Here is a 17,390-nt window from a genome sequence, read left to right on the forward strand (position 1 = left end):
TCGATCCAAATCAATAACCACAAAAGCAACCTTGGCCGAGGGTTCGGCCGCGATCGGGAGGGGTCACAGGTGAACCAACAACACACGCATTCCAGCCGCCGGCAACGGGTCCGGCGCGACGCATTGACCGCGGCGATGCTCGCCGCCTTGTATCTGCCGTTCGCCGCGCAAGCGCAGGACGCGGCGCCCGCCGCGAGCGGCGAGGTCAAGGCGATCGACAAGATCACCGTCACCGGTTCGCGCATCAAGCGCGCCGAAATCGAAGGCCCCGCGCCGGTCACGGTGATCACCACCGAGCAGATCAAGCGCGAAGGCTTCGCCAACGTGTACGAGGCGCTGAGCTCGCTGACCGAAGTCACGGGCTCCGTCCAGGCCGACGTCAACAAGGGCCCCACGCCCAACGCCAGCCCGCTGAACCTGCGCAACCTCGGCCCCGGCCGCACCTTGCTGCTGATCGACGGCCGCCGCGTCGCCGACTACCCCTTGCCGTACGAGGGCCGCGGCAACTTCGCCAACTTCAACAACATCCCGATGTCGGCGGTGGAGCGGATCGAAGTGCTGGCCAGCGGCGGCTCGGCGATCTACGGCTCCGACGCGATGGCCGGCGTGATCAACATCATCATGAAGAAGAACTTCAACGGCGACGAAGTTCGGATCAAGGGCGGCACCACCACCCGCGGCGGCGGCGACTCCTACGACCTGTCGTGGACCGGCGGCCGCACCGGCGAGAAGTGGAGCGCGACTTACGGCGTGCAGTTGAGCGGTCGCGAAACCATCTTCGCCGGCCAGCGCGGCTTCCTCGCCTCCGATCTGGAGCCGGCCGCCACGGTCAAACCGCTGGTCAACGATCCCTGGCCGTGGGTGTGGGGCGTTGAGCTGATCGACACCGCCGCCAAGCGCCGAGTCACCCCGCCGGCCGGCGCCTGCGACCGCTTCCAGGATCTGCCGCTGCACAACTTCCTCGGCAACGACGGCAACGCGCCCGAGTTCCCCGGCTACAGCTGCTCGCAGTCGCGCGGCAATTCGCTGTGGAGCCTGCGCAACGGTTCGGACAATCGCTCGGGCTTCGGCAATTTCACTTACGACTTCGACAACGGCATGCAGGCCTGGGTCAGCGCGTCGCTGTGGGACAGCGACGGCGAGTCGCGCCAGGACGAAGCGCTGCGCTTCGAACTCAACCGCGGCGGTGCGTTCTACGATCAGAACACCGGCCGCAGCTATCAGGCGCGTCGCGCCTTCACCGTGCCCGAAGCCGGCAGCCGCGATCCGTTCCTGTTCAACACCAGCGAACGTTCCTGGGATCTCGCCGCGGGCCTGCGCGGCCGCTTCGGCGAACGCTTCAACTGGGACGCGACGGTCGGACGCACCGAGTACAAGGTCGACTTCAGCTTCCCGGGCATGCTGCAGGGCGCGGTCGACAACTATTTCCTCGGGCCGCAACTGGGCACCAATAACGGTTTGCCGGTGTACGCGCTGGATCAGAACAAGTTCTGGTCGCCGATGTCGCCGGACACCTTCCGTCAGCTCACCACGCGCGGCAAGAGCAGCGCCGAGTCGTGGATGAACCAGGCTCAGTTCGCGGTCACCGGCGATCTGTTCGAACTGCCGGCCGGCGCGGTCGGTTTCGCCGGCGTGATCGAAGCCGGTTCGCAGGGCTATCGCCTCAACCCCGATCCGCTGACCTTCGGTGCGAACAAGCTCTACGACCAGCCCGGCGGCACCAACCAGGGCGGCGGCGAACGCAAGCGCTACGCGGTGGGCGTCGAGTTCAAGCTGCCGGTGTTCAAGACCCTGGACCTGACCACGGCCGGCCGCTTCGACCGTTACGACGACGACGCGCGCGAGGAAAGCAATTTCACCTGGAACGCCGGCATCGAGTGGCGTCCGATCGAAAGCCTGCTGCTGCGCGGCGCGTACAACACCACCTTCCGCGCGCCGGACATGCATTACCTGTTCGCCACCAGCGGCACCGGCACCCAGGAAGACACCGACGTGAGCACCTGCGTCAACCGCGGGCTCGGCCCGGATTGCGGTTCGCAGGCCTTGTACTACCGCCACAACATCGCCCGCACCGGCAACCTCAAGCTCGACAGCGAAACCGGCAAGTCGTGGAGCGCCGGTCTGGTGTGGGACGCGAGCGACAACCTGTCGTTTAGCGCCGACTACTGGCGCATGACCATCGACAACCAGGTCCGCGATTTCGACATCGCCGACATCCTCGATCTGGAAAGCCAGTGCCGCAACGGCCGCACGCGCCGCGCCAGCGACCGCATGCAGGTCACTCCGGGTTCGTCGACCTGCGCCGATATCGTTTCGCGCGTTACCCGCAGCGCGCCGGGCACCAATTCCTTCGGCGTGGCCGATCCGAATTATCCGTTGGGGCAGGTGGTGTCGGTGTTCAGCGGCCCGATCAACATCGCCTACCGCGAAGTGGCCGGCGTCGATCTGACCGCGCGCTACAAGATTCCGGCGACCCGCTTCGGCGATTTCAGCTTCCAGTTCAACTACACCAACCAGCTCAAGAACAACGAACAGCGCGATCCGGGTTCGCCGATGCAGGAGAACCGCGACAAGGAAGTGCGCACCTTCGCCCGCGCCAGCGCCAGCTGGAGCCGCGGCCCGTGGAACGCGACCTTGTTCGCCAACCGCATCGGCCACGTCAACGGCGACAGCTACAACGAGTGCGCGCCGATCCTGCCGGGCCAGACCGACACCACCTGCCACAGGGTCGGCAAGCTCAAGGCGCCGGTGTATTTCAACCTGAGCGCGGGTTACCAGCTGACCGAACAGGCCCGGGTCAACCTGTACATCGACAACCTGTTCGACGAGGCCGATTACAAGGACCCGTACAAGAAGTTCTTCGCCTACGCCAACGAGCGGGTGTTCTCGCGAGTGGGGCGTGAAATCTCGGCGGAGTTCGTCTACAAGTTCGATTGAGCAATGGTTTGATTGAGGCAATGGTTCGATTGGGCCCGATGGTTCGATCGCGCCGTGTGGTTCGATCGGCCTGGGTGGATCGAACAGGTTGGATCGAACCGCCGCGATCGATCGGATGGGATCGATCGCGGCGACTTCTTCGTATCGAGCGAGCGGGCCGCCCGGGCCCGTTTGATCGGCGGCAAGCCCCGGGCCGCGGTCGTCGCATGCGCTCCCTCCACGCGCATGCGGCGGTCGCGGCGCGGACCTCCCGGGCAAGGCGGTGTTACCCCCGCGAGCGCGTTGCAATGCGCTTGCGGGGTTTTCCGAATCTCGGAGAGGGGGCGCGGGGATCGCGCTCCCGCTTTTTTGGTTTGCTCAGGTAGCGCGCGGTTGGGCGCCGGTTCTTGAGTACTTCGTGTTGTTGGTTTCCTAGTTTGTCGAAATTTTCGTCGTTGTCGTTATGGCGTTGTCGCGGCTTGCGCCGCTCCTACAGGTAGGCCATGTAGGAGCGGCGCAAGCCGCGACAACGAATCGTCAACGACCGTGCAACCCGTAATCACCGCGCAACCCGCAACATCCACTCTCACGGTACCCGCATGCCCATCGCCCGATCCTCATCCGATTCCGTCTCGCGCCTGCGCAGCCTGGCCGCGATCGCGTTGATGCTGATCGCCGCGCTGGCGGCCTACGGGGCGCAGGCCGCGCCGCTGCATTCGCAGCTCTTGCATCAAAACTGGCAATTCCGGCTGGTGCCGGGCGATCCGCAGGCAGCAAAGCAAAAGCCGGCGACCGACTGGCATCCGGCCCAGGTGCCCGGTCATGTCCACACCGATCTGCTGGCGGCGAAGCTGATCGAGGATCCTTACGTCGGCGCGCGCGAAGCGCAGCTGCAATGGATCGGCCTGTCGCAATGGGAATACCGCAGCCGCTTCGACGTGGACCGCGAGACCCTGGCGCGCAAGCACGTCGAGCTGGTGTTCGACGGCCTGGACACCTTCGCCAGCGTGCAGCTCAACGGCGTCGACCTGCTCAAGGCCGACAACAGTTTCCGCACCTGGCGCGTGCCGGTCGACGGCAAGCTGCGCGAGCGCGGCAACGAATTGCGGGTGGTGTTCGACTCGCCGATCCGGCGCCTGCTGCCGCAGGTGCAGGCGATGCGCAATAAGATCGCCGGCAACTATCCGTCGCCCTACGGCGACGAGCCGCGCGATGCGATGACCGCCAATTTCGTGCGCAAACCCGGTTATCACTACGGTTGGGACTGGGGCCCGCGCTATGTCACCGCCGGCATCTGGCGCGGCGTGCGGCTGGAGAGTTGGGATCGCCTGCGCGTGGCCGATCTGCATGTGCAGCCCAAGACGATCAGCCAGCAACGCGCCGATACGGCGGTCGAACTGGAGATCCACAGCGCCAGCGCCGCGGCGGCGACGGTCGAGATCGAATACGCCGGTCCCGACGGTCGCGCCGAAACGCTGAGTCAGCCGGCCCAGCTCAAGCGCGGTCGCAATCTGGTGTCGATCCCGTTGAGCATCGAACGCCCGCATCTGTGGTATCCGGTCGGCTACGGCGAGCAGGCGCTGTACTCGTTCAAGGCCACGGTGCGCGACGGCGACGGCGTACAGGCCGTCGCCCAGCGCCGCACCGGCCTGCGCAGCATCCAGCTGCGCCGCGACAAGGACGCGAACGGGCAGGGCTTCGCCTTCGTGGTCAACGGCATCGAGGTGTTCGCCAAGGGCGCCAATGCGATTCCGTTCGATGCGTTTCCGGCGCGGGTCACCCGCGAGCGGCTGCGCCGCGACCTGCAATCGGCGCGCGACGCCAACATGAACATGATCCGTAATTGGGGCGGCGGTTATTACGAATCCGACGATTTCTTCGAACTGACCGACGAGCTGGGCCTGATGGTCTGGCAGGACTTCATGTTCGGCGGCGGCATGCCGCCGGGGTACGACGCGACGTTCCGCGCCAACGTGGTCGAAGAGGCGCGCGATAACGTGCGCCGCCTGCGCAACCATCCCAGCATCGTGCTGTGGTGCGGCAACAACGAAGAAGAAACCGCGTGGAAGGATTGGGGCCACGGCAAGAAACTGATCGAGGCCGATCCCAAGTTCGCGCAGACGGTGTGGGACGGCTATGTCGCGCTGTTCGGCAAGGACCTGCGCGCGGTCGTGGCCGAACACGGCGCGGGCGTGCCGTACTGGTCGAGTTCGCCGAGCAACGATCTGGCCGAAAAGGCCAACGATTCCAACAACGGCGACAAGCATTACTGGGACGTGTGGGGCGGCCCGGCGCTGCCGGCGACCGCGTATCTCGACGAAACCCCGCGTTTCATGTCCGAGTACGGCCTGCAGGGTTGGCCGTCGCTGCGCACCATCGCCGCGTTCGCCAAGCCTCAGGAGCAGGGCATCGATGCGCCGGTGATCCGCGCGCATCAGAAATTCCTCGCCGGCGACGGCAATACGCGGTTGCTCAAATACATCCGCGGCGAGTACGGCGAGCCGCGCGACTTCGCCGATTTCGTCTACCTCAGCCAGCAGGTGCAGGCCGAAGGCATCGAACTGGCGGCGCTGCATCATCGCGCCTCGCGGCCGCGCACCATGGGCTCGCTGTATTGGCAATTGAACGATGTCTGGCCGGGCGCGTCGTGGTCCAGCCTGGATTACTTCGGCCGCTGGAAGCCACTGCATTTCCACGCCAAGCGCTTCTTCGCGCCGTTGACGATCGCGCCGCTGCGCAGGCCGGGTCGCGATGGCGGCCGCACCGAGTTGAGCCTGTTGAACGACAAGACCACCGCGGTGCAGGGCGAATGGCGCCTGCGGGTGATCGATTTCGACGGCCGCGTGCATCGCGACGAACGCAAGCCGGCGAGTCTGGCCGCGCTGGCTTCGACCCGGATCGGCGAATGGACCGACGCGCAACTGCTCGGCGACGCCGACCCGCGTCGCACCGCGGCGGTGTTCGATCTGATCGTCGACGGCCGTCCGGTGGCGCGGCGCGCGGTGTATTTCGGGGAGGCGCGGACCCTGGCGTGGCAGGATCCGAAGCTGCGTACCGAGCTGCGTCGCGAGGGCGATGGTTATCGTCTGAGCGTGCATGCCGATGCGCTGGCGCGCGCGGTGTGGGTCGATTTCGGCGATCAGGATGTGAGCCTGGACGACAATGCCTTGACCTTGCTGCCGGGAGAGACGGTGGAGATCGCGGTGCGATCGAAGGCGGATCTGGCCAGTCTGCGGCGGGCGTTGAATGTGCGGTCGTTGTATCGGCCGTGAGGCGAGCGCTTGGGGTTTCTTGAGGCGCAGTCTGGTGGCTGCGTCTTGCTTTGATCGATGGCGGCGCGATCGGGCTGCTTGAAGATGATGTGGCGTTGCGGGCGAGAGCAAATCCCCCGCGCTGGATAGTTCTGCCTTGACCTCGATGTTGCGTCGGGCGCTGGCCCCCTTTTTTAAAGGGGGCGAATTGGCGCGCTTGTTCTGAGGGAACGAGGGGACGCGCTTCGTTGCGGTGCTTGGGAGCCCGCGTCCCCACCGGTCCAATTCCCCCACAACGAAGTTCCCCCCCCCCCCTTTAAAAAAGGGGGGGCAGGGGGATTTGCTCTTACGCCCCGAGCCCACAACCCAAGCCCAAGCTTGCAAGCCCCAGGCCACTCCACCAATCTGCCCACTGCGGCATCCGCCCCCGCAAGGAAGCCCGCTCAACCCTTTTCGCGCCCCGGCGCGTTGAGAGTCTCAGCCCGCACTCACAAGGAAGAGGTCCCCGGTGAAATCACCGTTCTCGCTCGCCGCATTCGCCGGTGTGCTGCTCAGTCTGCCGCTGGGTCTGGTCGCGCTCGCGCAGGCCCAGGTCCATGGCCCGATCACCGCGCCGCGGCTGCCGCCGCTGCTGATCGTGCGCGACGCGGCAAAGCCGATCGAACTCGAGTCGGCCCGGGTCGACGGCGAAGTCGCCGGCGGACTGGCGCGCACCTCGATCGAACTGGTGTTCCGCAACCCCAACGCGCGCGTGCTCGAAGGCGAGCTGCAATTCCCGCTGCGCGACGGCCAGCAGGTCGCCGGATTCGCGCTCGACATCGACGGCGCGTTGCGCCCGGCGGTGCCGGTGCCCAAGGCCAAGGGCCGGCAGGTGTTCGAGACCATCGAACGCCGCGGCGTCGATCCGGCGCTGCTGGAACAGACCGCCGGCAATCAGTTCAAGCTGCGGATCTATCCGATTCCCGCCCAGGGCACGCGCCGGGTGCGGCTGGAACTGAGCGAGTCGCTGAGCCGTCACGACGGCGAATGGAAGTACGAATTGCCGCTGGCGTTCGCGGCGCAGGCGCGGCATTTCGATCTGGCGATCCGCGCCGCGCAGAAACCCAAGGTCGAGGGCTTGGCCAGCGGCGTGCAGATCAGTTCGCGCGGTGGCCGTTACACCGTCAGCTTGAACCAGCCGCCGGTCGGCAACGCCCTGAGCCTGAGCATCCCGGCCTCGGCCACGGCGCGCGCCTACACCCAGGATGTCGCGGGCGAGCGCTATTTCCTCGCCGAAGTGCCGGTGGAAGGCGCCCGTCAGGCGCGCGCGTTGCCGAAGTCGATCGGCCTGCTGTGGGACAGCTCGGCCTCGGGCCGCAAGCGCGACAACGCCAGCGAACTGGCCTTGCTTGATCGTTACTTCCGCGCCTCAGGCACGGTGCAGGTCAGCCTGATCCGTTTGCGCGATCGCGCCGAACCGGCGCGCAATTTCGCGGTCAGCGGCGGCGACTGGTCGGCGTTGCGGCGCGAATTGCAAAGCACGGTGTACGACGGCGCCACCGATCCGGGCGGTTGGGAAGCGCAGGCCGGGATCGAGGAGTACCTCGTGGTCAGCGATGGGCTGTTCAATTACGGCAAGCGGAGTTTCCCGAAACTGCTGCCGCGGCAGCGTCTGTATGCGCTGAACTCGGCCGGCGCCAGCGGCGATGGCGCGCGACTGAGCGCTCTGGCGCAGGCCAATGGCGGCCGCCTGATCAGCTGGCAGCGCGCCGGCGAACTCGATCGCGCCGCCGACGCCTTGCTCAACGAGGGGCCGCAGTTGCTCGGCGTGAGCGCGCTGGGCGCGAGCGAGGTGGTCGCCGATTCGCCGTTCGCCGATGGCGGACTGCTGCGGATCGCCGGCCGGCTGAGCGACGCGAAGGCGCAGCTGACCCTGCGTCTGCGCGATGGCCGCGGCGAGCGCGAACAGACCGTGGCGATCGATGCCGGCAGCGATGCGAGCGGCTTTCCGGCCGGGCTGTGGGCGCGTTATTCGATCGCCGCGCTGCAGGCCGATCCCGACCTCAACCGCGCCGCGATCGCGCGCCTGGGCCAGCGCTTCGGCATCGTCACCGCCGAGACCTCGCTGATCGTGCTCGACGATATCGCCGACTACGTGCGCTACGACATCGCTCCGCCGGACCGGCTCGACGAATTCAATCGTCTCAAGACCCGGCAGGCCGCCGAACTCGATGGCGCGCGCAAGGCCAACCTGGACCGGGTGGCCGAGATGTACCAGCAGCGCCTGGATTGGTGGCAGCGCGACTGGCCCAAGAACGCGCCGCCCAAGCCGGCCGAGGATCTCAAGCTCAGTCTCGCCCGGCGATCGCGCGAGGAACTTTCGCAGCGTGCGTCCGCCCCGGCGATGACGATGGCGCCGCCTCCGCCGCCCGCGCCGATGGCCGCCGAGGCCGCGCCGATCGCGGCGGATGCGGCCGCGGGAGCGCTGGAGCTCATCACCGTCACCGGCTCGCGGGTCAGCGATGAAGACCTCGCCAAAGTCGAGGCTGACGGTGGCGCAAGCTCCAGCACTCGCGCCAGCATCAACCTGCAACCGTGGCAGCCCGATTCGCCGTACGCGCGCCGCCTGCGCCAGGCCAGCGCCGACCAGGTCTATGCCATCTACCTGGACGAGCGCGATTCCAATGCCGGCAGTACCGCGTTCTATCTAGACGTCGCCGATGTGCTCAGCGAAAAGGGCGAGCGCGATCTGGCCTTGCGGGTGCTGTCGAATCTGGCCGAGATGGATCTGGAGAACCGCCACATCCTGCGCGTGCTCGGCTATCGGCTGATGCAGGCCGGCCAGCCCGCGCTGGCGGTGCCGGTGTTGCAGCAGGTGCTGCGCCTGGCCGAGGAAGAGCCGCAGAGCTTCCGCGACCTGGGCCTGGCCTATGCCGCGAACGGGCAGTACCAGCAGGCGGTCGACAGCCTGTACGAAGTGGCCTTGCGCGACTGGGACCAGCGCTTCCCGGGGATCGAGGAAATCGCCCTGGCCGAGCTCAATGCCATCGCCGCCGCGCACCCGGGCCAGGTCGACACGCGCCGCATCGATCCGCGCCTGAGCCGCAACCTGCCGTTGGACCTGCGCGTGGTGCTGAGCTGGGACAGCGACAATTCCGACATGGACCTGTGGGTGACCGACCCGAACGGCGAAAAGTGCTTCTACAGCCACAAGCTGACCTACCAGGGCGGGCGCATCACCAACGATTTCACCGGCGGCTACGGCCCGGAGGAGTTCTCGCTGCGCAAGGCCAAGCCCGGCAAGTACAAGGTCGAGGCCAATTTCTACGGCGACCGCCAGCAACTGGTGACCGGCGCGACCACGCTGAGCCTGTGGCTGAGCACCGGCTTCGGCGGTCAGCGCCAGAACGACCAGCGGGTGACCCTGCGGCTCAAGGACCAGAAGGAAGTGGTGCTGGTGGGCGAGTTCGAGGTCAAGTAACGACCGCCCCCGGTAGGAGCGGCGCGAGCCGCGACCGCGCCACGGCAGACCCCGGCACCGGCTTGGGCTTGCCGTGGCGGTCGATCGCCATGGCAAGCCTGCGCGGGCCCGCGGGGTTCGCGGTCGCGGCTTGCGCCGCTCCTACAGGTAGGCCATGGGGGTAGGGCGGCTACGCGAGCCGGTCGCGGCTGCTAGAATTAGCGGTTCTTCCGCATAGCAAGCACCGGACATGATCGAACTCAATCCCGTCCGCCAGCGCATCGCCGACCTCAAGGGCCGGCTGGATTCGCTCAGGGGGTATCTTTGACTACGACGCCAAGGTCGAACGTCTCGAAGAAGTAAACCGCGAGCTGGAAAGCCCGGATGTGTGGAACGACTCCGAGCGCGCCCAGGGCCTGGGCCGCGAGCGCGCCGCGCTGGAAAAGGTCGTCAACGGCATCCGTACCCTCACCGAGGGCCTGCTGGGCGGTCTGGAACTGCTCGAACTGGCCGAGATGGAGGACGACGAGTCCACCGCGCTGGCCGTGGTCGAGGACGTCGAACGCTACGCCAAGGAAGTCGAGAAACTCGAATTCCGCCGGATGTTCTCCGGGCAGATGGACTCGGCTTCGGCCTTCGTCGACATCCAGGCCGGCGCCGGCGGCACCGAGGCCCAGGACTGGGCGGAAATCCTGCTGCGCATGTACCTGCGCTGGGCCGAATCGCGCGGCTGGAAGGCCGAGCTGATGGAAGTCAGCGGCGGCGACGTCGCGGGCATCAAATCGGCCACGTTCCGGGTCGAGGGCGATTTCGCTTACGGCTGGCTCAAGACCGAGACCGGCGTGCATCGCCTGGTGCGCAAGTCGCCGTTCGACTCCGACAACCGCCGCCACACCAGTTTCACCTCGGTGTTCGTGTCGCCGGAAGTCGACGACAAGATCGTCATCGACATCAACCCGGCCGACCTGAAGACCGACGTCTACCGCTCCTCGGGCGCCGGCGGCCAGCACGTCAACAAGACCGAGTCGGCGGTGCGCATCACCCACGTGCCCAGCGGGATCGTGGTGGCCTGCCAGACCGAGCGCAGCCAGCACGCCAACCGCGACCGCGCGATGAAGATGCTCGCGGCGAAGTTGTACGAGCTGGAAATCCAGAAGCGCAACGCCGAGCGCGACGCGGTCGAGGCGACCAAGTCCGACATCGGCTGGGGCAGCCAGATCCGCAACTACGTGCTCGACCAGAGCCGGATCAAGGATCTGCGCACCGGCATCGAACGCAGCGACACCCAGAAGGTGCTCGACGGCGACCTGGACGAATTCGTCGAGGCCAGCCTCAAATCGGGCCTGGAAGCGGGTTCGAAACGCAACGACGCGGTGTAAGCCGCGTCGGTTCGGGTGGTGGGGCGGTCGCGGCGTCTTCGGCGCCGTGTCCGCGGCGGGGTGATTCCCACCGGCTCTGATCGGGCTCGCGGTGCATCGGCTTCGCGGCTCATCGGGTTCACAGCACATGGGTTCACAGCACGCCGGGCTCGCAGCAGGAACCGGTATGGGCATTGAGCGATTCGCCGCATCGCTCGCGGCACGAACGGTTCGGGCCACGAGTTCTGCACCCACCGGTTCGCCGCGCCCTCTCAAGTCGTCATCCCCGCGAAGGCGGGGATCCAGAGACTTCAGAGTCTTGCCGCGGTGAAGCCCTGGATCCCCGCCTTCGCAGGGATCACGGGCAGGCAGGGCGCGCGATGTGTTCGAAAGGCCGATCAGCACGACAACCCGCCCAGCAGCACCGCGGCGGTCAGCAGGAGAAAGCGCCAGCCAGCAGGACCGCGCCGCCCAGCGGCTCTCATCGCGCTGCAGTGGCATGAACCGGCTTGGCTGGCGAAGCCCCGAACAACCCGCGCGGCCTGAGCGAACCCATCACCGCAATCGCCCGACCGCTTGACCACCGCATCCGTCCCAGTTTCCGCACCACCGCCACCCGCCCGCGCAAGCGCGCACCGTGCGACTTCAGTAATCTTCCTTCCTCACGCTTTCTCAAGCCCCGGCCAGACCCCAAGACCATGACCGACGACAACCTTCCGCCCATCGACGAGAACCATCTGATCGCGGAGCGTCGCGCCAAACTCAAGGCCTTGCGCGGGGAGGGCATCGCGTTCCCGAACGACTTCCGCCGCGGCGACTACACCGGCGACCTGCAGGCGCAGTATGCCGACGCCGAGCACTGGAACCAGGAATCGCTGGACGCCGAGGCCCGACGCGCCGTTGTCGCCGGCCGGATCGTTGCCAAGCGGGTGATGGGCAAGGCCAGCTTCGTGCAGATCCAGGACGAATCCGGCCGCATCCAGTTATTCCTGCAAGCCAATGTGCTTGGCGCGGCTTACGACGCATTCAAGGGCTGGGATCTGGGCGATATTGTTGGCGCCGAGGGCCCGCTGACCCGAACCAAGACCGGCGAACTGTCGATCAAGGCCGATTCGCTGCGCCTGCTGACCAAGTCGCTGCGTCCGCTTCCTAGCAGTTGGTTCGGCCTGACCGACGTCGAACAGCGCTACCGCCAGCGCTATGTCGACCTGATCGTCTCGCCCGACGCGCGCGACGTGTTCGTCAAGCGCTCCAAGATCATCCGCGCGATGCGCGCCTGGCTCGACACCCGGCGCTTCCTGGAAGTGGAAACGCCGATGATGCATTACATCCCCGGCGGCGCCGCGGCCAAGCCCTTCGTCACCCACCACAACGCGCTCGACTTGGAGTTGTACCTGCGCGTCGCGCCGGAGCTGTACCTCAAGCGCCTGGTGGTCGGCGGCCTGGAGCGCGTCTACGAGATCAACCGCAACTTCCGCAACGAGGGCGTGTCGACCCGGCACAACCCCGAATTCACCATGCTCGAGCTGTACGAGGCCTACGCCACCTACACCGAGATCATGGACCTGACCGAATCGGTGATCCGCCACGCCGCGCAGGAAGTGCTCGGCAAGACCCAGGTCGAGTGGGACGGCAACGCGATCGACCTGGGGCCGGGCTTCCGCCGCTGGTCGATGACCGAGGCCGTGCTCGAGCACAACCCGGAGATCAAGCGTGAGGACCTGCGCAACCTGGACGCCATGCGCGCCCACGGCGCGCGCCTGAAGGTCGCGGTCAAGCCGTCCTACGGCTGGGGCAAGCTGCTGCTGGAAATCTTCGAAAAGACCGTCGAACACACCCTGATCCAGCCGACCTTCATCACCGACCATCCGGTCGAGGTGAGCCCGCTGGCGCGCGCCAACGACAACGATCCGGAGCTGACCGACCGCTTCGAGCTGTTCGTCGGCGGCAAGGAACTGGCCAACGGCTTCTCCGAGCTCAACGATCCCGAAGACCAGGCCGCGCGGTTCCTGGCCCAGGTCGAGCAGAAGGACGGCGGCGACGACGAGGCGATGCATTTCGACGCCGATTACATCCGCGCGCTCGAGGTCGGCTTGCCGCCCACCGGCGGCCTGGGCATCGGCATCGACCGGCTGGTGATGCTGCTGACCGGCTCGTCCTCGATCCGCGACGTGCTGCTGTTCCCGTACATGCGCCCGGAAGCCTGAGTGCAACGCCCGCGCCAGACGACGCGGCCCGATCGCCTGGGCCGCGCGGACGCCAGAGCGGCGCGCATCAACGTGGGTTAACCTGTACGCCGGCCAGCTCGCGCTGGCCGTTTTCGTTATATGTTTACGTGTAAACCGTGACGAGCTGCGCGCAATTGCGCGTCTGGCTCATACGCATCCCGACTCAGGCATGACCGGTCGGGACTTTCGGCGGCTGTCACAGGCATTGCGGCGGAGTATGCTCGCAGGCCGGTCGCCATAGGGGGTGGCCTCACTACGGGTATCGGTGTGAACGTCGTTATCGTCGATGACCAGACATCCGCGCGGACGATGCTGCGCCACATCATCGAGGACATCGCGTCCGAGCTGTCGGTGCACGATTTCGGCGAGCCCGAAGCCGCGCTGGCCTGGTGCGAAAGCCATCAGCCCGATCTGCTGCTGCTCGATTACCGCATGCCCGGCATCGACGGCCTGGAGTTCGCGCGGCGTTTCCGCCGCCTGCCGATGCACCGCGACATCCCGATCATCCTGGTCACCGTGGTCGGCGACGAACCCGTGCGCCAGGCCGCGCTCGAAGCCGGGGTGATCGATTTCCTGGTCAAGCCGGTGCGCCCGCGCGAACTGCGCGCGCGTTGCCGCAACCTGCTGCAGCTGCGCCAGCAGTCCGAGAACGTCAAGCAACGCGCGCTGTCGCTGGAGCAGCGGCTGCTGTCGAGCATGCACGAGGTCGAGGAGCGCGAACGCGAGACCCTCTCAAGGCTGGCGCGCGCGATCGAGTTCCGCGACGCCGGCACCAGCGCCTACCTGGAGCGCATGGCCCACATCGCCGGGCTGATCGCCGAGCAGCTGGGCATGTTCGAGGACGAGATCCGGGTCATCGAGATGGCCGCGCCGCTGCACGACATCGGCAAGATCGCCATCCCCGACGCGGTGCTGATGAAGCCCGGCCCGCTGACCGAGGAGGAGACGGCGATCATGCGCCGCCATCCCAAGATCGGCTACGAACTGCTCAGCGGCAGCCAGAACCGTTTCATCCAGGCCGGCGCCCTGATCGCTTTGCGCCACCACGAGCGCTACGACGGCAGCGGCTACCCGGACGGGCTGGTCGGGGACGAAATTCCGCTGGAAGCGCGGATCGTGGCGGTCGCGGACGTGTTCGACGCGCTTATTTCGCCGCGTCCGTACAAGAAAGCCTGGGACGTGGACGCCGCCCTGGGGTACATGTACGCCCAACGCGGGCGCTTGTTCGACCCGCGATGCGTGGACGCGCTGATTCGCAGCCGCGCCCGACTCGACGAAATCTGCCAACGCTATTCGACGAGTTCGACCCGCCCCGGCTTGGAGTAGCCGATGGATGCCGTCTGACGCTTGTTCAAGCAGCGCCTTTCGAATCGCCCGGACAGCGAGCACGGGCGGGCATCGATGCGGAAGCGGACTCGATCGGCACGTGGGCAGGGATGGACATGGCGGGCTCCTGGAAGGTTGAGTGCGGGCGGTGGACCTACGTCGCGATGCCGCGCCTGATCTGAAGAACGTCCAGACCAGGTTTTGCGCTTGAATCGAGGCGATCGTCGACGCACGAAAAAGGCCCTTTCGGGGCCTTTTCGCCAACGCTGGCTTACGCTCGATTATTGCGACGCGATTACTTGGGCGCGTCGCGCAGTTCGCGGCGCAGGATCTTGCCGACGTTGGTCTTGGGCAGTTCCTTGCGGAACTCCACGTACTTGGGATGCTTGTAGCCGGTCAGGTTGAGGCGCGCATGCGCCTTGACCTCTTCGGCGGTCAGGGCCTGGTCCTTCTTGACGATCACCACCTTGACCGCTTCGCCGGACTTGTCGTCGGGCACGCCGACCGCGGCGACTTCGAGCACGCCGGGCATCATCGCGATCACGTCCTCGATCTCGTTGGGGTACACGTTGAAGCCCGAGACCAGGATCATGTCCTTCTTGCGGTCGACGATATAGAAGTAGCCCTTCTCGTCCATCCGCGCCATGTCGCCGGTGTGCAGCCAGCCGTCCTTGTCGATGACGTCGTCGGTTTCCTTCGGCCGCTGCCAATAGCCCTTCATTACCTGGGGGCCCTTGATGCACAGCTCGCCGACTTCGCCCACGCCGAGGATGTTGAAGTTCTCGTCCTGCACGCAGGCGTCGGTCGAGGAAATCGGCAGGCCGATCGCGCCGTTGTAGGCCGGCAGGTCCATCGGGTTGATGCAGGCCGCGGGCGAGGTCTCGGTCAGGCCGTAGGCCTCGATCAGGGTCACGCCGGTGACTTCCTTCCAGCGGTCGGCGACCGAGCGCTGCACGGCCATGCCGCCGCCGAGGGTCAGGTGCAGCTTGGAGAAATCGACTTCGGCGAAACCGGGCGTGTTGAGCAGGCCGTTGAACAGGGTGTTGACGCCGGTGATCGCGGTGAACGGGGTGTTCTTGAGTTCCTTCACGAACGCCGGCATGTCGCGCGGGTTGGTGATCATGTGGTTGAGGCCGCCGAACTTCATGAACACCAAGCCGTTCGCCGTCAACGCGAAGATGTGGTACAGCGGCAGCGCGGTGATGATGATTTCTTGGCCGAGCTTGGCGTTGGCGCCGACCCAGGCCGAGGCCTGCTGCATGTTCGCGACCAGGTTGCGGTGCGTGAGCATCGCCCCCTTGGCGACACCCGTGGTACCGCCGGTGTATTGCAAAAACGCGATGTCGTCAGGCGAAATCTCCACCTGCGGCAGCTTGTGCATCTGCCCGAGGGTCAGCGTGTCGCGAAACCGCACCGCGCCCGGAATGTCGTACTCGGGCACCATCTTTTTCACGTACTTGAGCACGAAGTTCATGATCGGGCCCTTGAGCCCGCCGATCATGTCGCCCAGTCCGGTGGTGATGACCTGCTTGATCGGCGTATCGGCGACCACGCTCTGCACGGTGTCGCCGAAGTTGTCGAGCACGAAGATCACCGACGCGCCCGAGTCCACCAACTGGTGCTTGAGCTCGCGCGCGGTGTACATCGGATTGGTGTTGACCACGGTCAGCCCGGCGCGCAGCACGCCGAAGGTCGCGATCGGGTACTGCAGGCAGTTGGGCATCATGATCGCGACGCGATCGCCCTTCTTGAGCTTGAGCTCGCCGAGCAGGTAAGCGGCGAATTGCGCGCTGAGCCGGTCGATGTCGCCGTAGGTCAGGACCTTGCCGAAATTGGAGAAAGCGGGGCGGTCGCGGTATTTTTCGATCGCGTTTTCCAGCACCGACACCACCGACGGAAATTCCTCCACGTCGATCTGCGCGGGCACGCCTTGCGGATATTGGGCAAGCCACGGACGTTCCAAACTCATCGCGATCCCCTCTTTAAATCGCTTCGCCGATACTGGCCGCCGGCTTGCTGTGTGCGCCGCCGTACGGTGTTCGCTCGATTGGAGCATAGGCTCTACTGGCTGGCAAGGCGGTGGCGCGCGCGCGGCCGGGGATGCTGTCCGCGGCACCGCGAACCTGTCACGATGAGCGCCGATGCGGCGACCCGAACGGTCGTGCGAAGACAGGACGTCGGCCCGCTGGGGCCGGTACGCAGAGGGTTCCGATGGGGTATGCACAGACAATCGCCCGATTTTTCGCGCCGGCCGGCCCGCGAGGGACGTGGATGGGCGCGACCGGTCGATCGGCCGCTCGCCGGCCCGCGCCGCGCGCGCTGTGGCTGCTGGGCCTGCTCGCGCTGCTGCTGAGCGCCTGCGGCGAACAGGCGCCGCCCGAACAACGCCTGCGCGCGACCGTGCAGCAGATGCACGAGACCATCCAGCAACGTGATCCGAGCGCGCTCGAGGATTTGCTGGCCAAGGATTTCGTCGGCACCAACGGCCTCGACCGGCTGGGTGCGCGGCGCATGGCGATGGCGCTGTTCCTGCGTTATCGCAACGTCGGGGTCAAGCTGGGGCCGTTGAAGGTGCAGATGAAACCCGGCCACGCCACGGTGAGTTTCACCGCCGCGTTGACCGGCGCGGCCGGGACGATTCCCGATGCGGCGCAGATTTACGACGTGCAGACCGGCTGGCGCGAAGAGGGCGGTGAGTGGCGGCTGACCTCGGCGCGGTGGACGCCGGTGCTGTAATTGCAGGGCCGCGCAGCCGTTGCCGATGCGGCGCGACGCGGCCGCATCGTGCGGGCCTTATGCGACCGCACCGTGCGGTCCTTCTCCCGCGAGCGTGAGAAGGTGCCCGAAGGGCGGATGAGGGGCGCAGTTACCG

At 66.5% G+C, this 17,390-nt stretch carries 8 protein-coding genes; 7 read left to right on the forward strand and 1 reads right to left on the reverse strand.

What is annotated here, in order from left to right:
* The first annotated feature begins 69 nt into the window (after positions 1-69).
* From IEQ11_RS11315 to rpfG, 6 genes are all read left to right on the forward strand, one after another.
* Positions 70-2,937: a TonB-dependent receptor plug domain-containing protein gene (locus IEQ11_RS11315; protein WP_191823410.1), complete on the forward strand. Its 2,868-nt coding sequence runs from the start codon at positions 70-72 to the stop codon at positions 2,935-2,937.
* A 578-nt stretch (positions 2,938-3,515) separates the two neighbouring features.
* Positions 3,516-6,188, forward strand: a complete 2,673-nt coding sequence (locus IEQ11_RS11320) for a beta-mannosidase (RefSeq protein WP_191823261.1) — start codon at positions 3,516-3,518, stop codon at positions 6,186-6,188.
* Positions 6,189-6,675: 487 nt separating this feature from the next.
* Complete coding sequence (locus tag IEQ11_RS11325) at positions 6,676-9,627, forward strand: VIT domain-containing protein (RefSeq protein WP_247024799.1); 2,952 nt, start codon at positions 6,676-6,678, stop codon at positions 9,625-9,627.
* A gap of 229 nt (positions 9,628-9,856) precedes the next feature.
* Positions 9,857-10,985 (forward strand): peptide chain release factor 2 gene (gene prfB, locus IEQ11_RS11330; RefSeq protein WP_096414411.1). Its coding sequence is split into 2 segments (ribosomal slippage): positions 9,857-9,931 and positions 9,933-10,985, totalling 1,128 coding nucleotides; the frame shifts between segments, so codons are not numbered across the junction.
* A 677-nt stretch (positions 10,986-11,662) separates the two neighbouring features.
* On the forward strand, positions 11,663-13,171 hold the full coding sequence (gene lysS / locus IEQ11_RS11335) for a lysine--tRNA ligase (RefSeq protein WP_191823262.1): 1,509 nt from the start codon (positions 11,663-11,665) through the stop codon (positions 13,169-13,171).
* 258 nt (positions 13,172-13,429) lie between these two features.
* On the forward strand, positions 13,430-14,518 hold the full coding sequence (rpfG, locus tag IEQ11_RS11340) for a cyclic di-GMP phosphodiesterase response regulator RpfG (RefSeq protein WP_046656519.1): 1,089 nt from the start codon (positions 13,430-13,432) through the stop codon (positions 14,516-14,518).
* Between the two features lie 295 nt (positions 14,519-14,813).
* Here rpfG and IEQ11_RS11345 read toward each other — a convergent pair whose 3' ends face one another.
* On the reverse strand, positions 14,814-16,487 hold the full coding sequence (locus IEQ11_RS11345; protein WP_096414413.1) for a long-chain fatty acid--CoA ligase: 1,674 nt from the start codon (positions 16,485-16,487) through the stop codon (positions 14,814-14,816).
* A 302-nt stretch (positions 16,488-16,789) separates the two neighbouring features.
* Here IEQ11_RS11345 and IEQ11_RS11350 point away from each other — a divergent pair, with 302 nt between their 5' ends.
* Positions 16,790-17,254: a nuclear transport factor 2 family protein gene (locus IEQ11_RS11350; RefSeq protein WP_191823263.1), complete on the forward strand. Its 465-nt coding sequence runs from the start codon at positions 16,790-16,792 to the stop codon at positions 17,252-17,254.
* Positions 17,255-17,390 lie beyond the last annotated feature (136 nt).

The organism is Lysobacter capsici (assembly GCF_014779555.2).
GTDB classification, from domain to species: domain Bacteria; phylum Pseudomonadota; class Gammaproteobacteria; order Xanthomonadales; family Xanthomonadaceae; genus Lysobacter; species Lysobacter capsici.

What these genes read in the sequence shown, in the direction of transcription:
- IEQ11_RS11320 (WP_191823261.1), top strand. Translation starts at nt 3,516, where the DNA reads ATGCCCATCGCCCGATCCTCATCCGATTCCGTCTCGCGCCTGCGCAGC.
- lysS (WP_191823262.1), top strand. Translation starts at nt 11,663, where the DNA reads ATGACCGACGACAACCTTCCGCCCATCGACGAGAACCATCTGATCGCG.
- IEQ11_RS11345 (WP_096414413.1), bottom strand. Translation starts at nt 16,487, where the DNA reads ATGAGTTTGGAACGTCCGTGGCTTGCCCAATATCCGCAAGGCGTGCCC.
- IEQ11_RS11350 (WP_191823263.1), top strand. Translation starts at nt 16,790, where the DNA reads ATGGGCGCGACCGGTCGATCGGCCGCTCGCCGGCCCGCGCCGCGCGCG.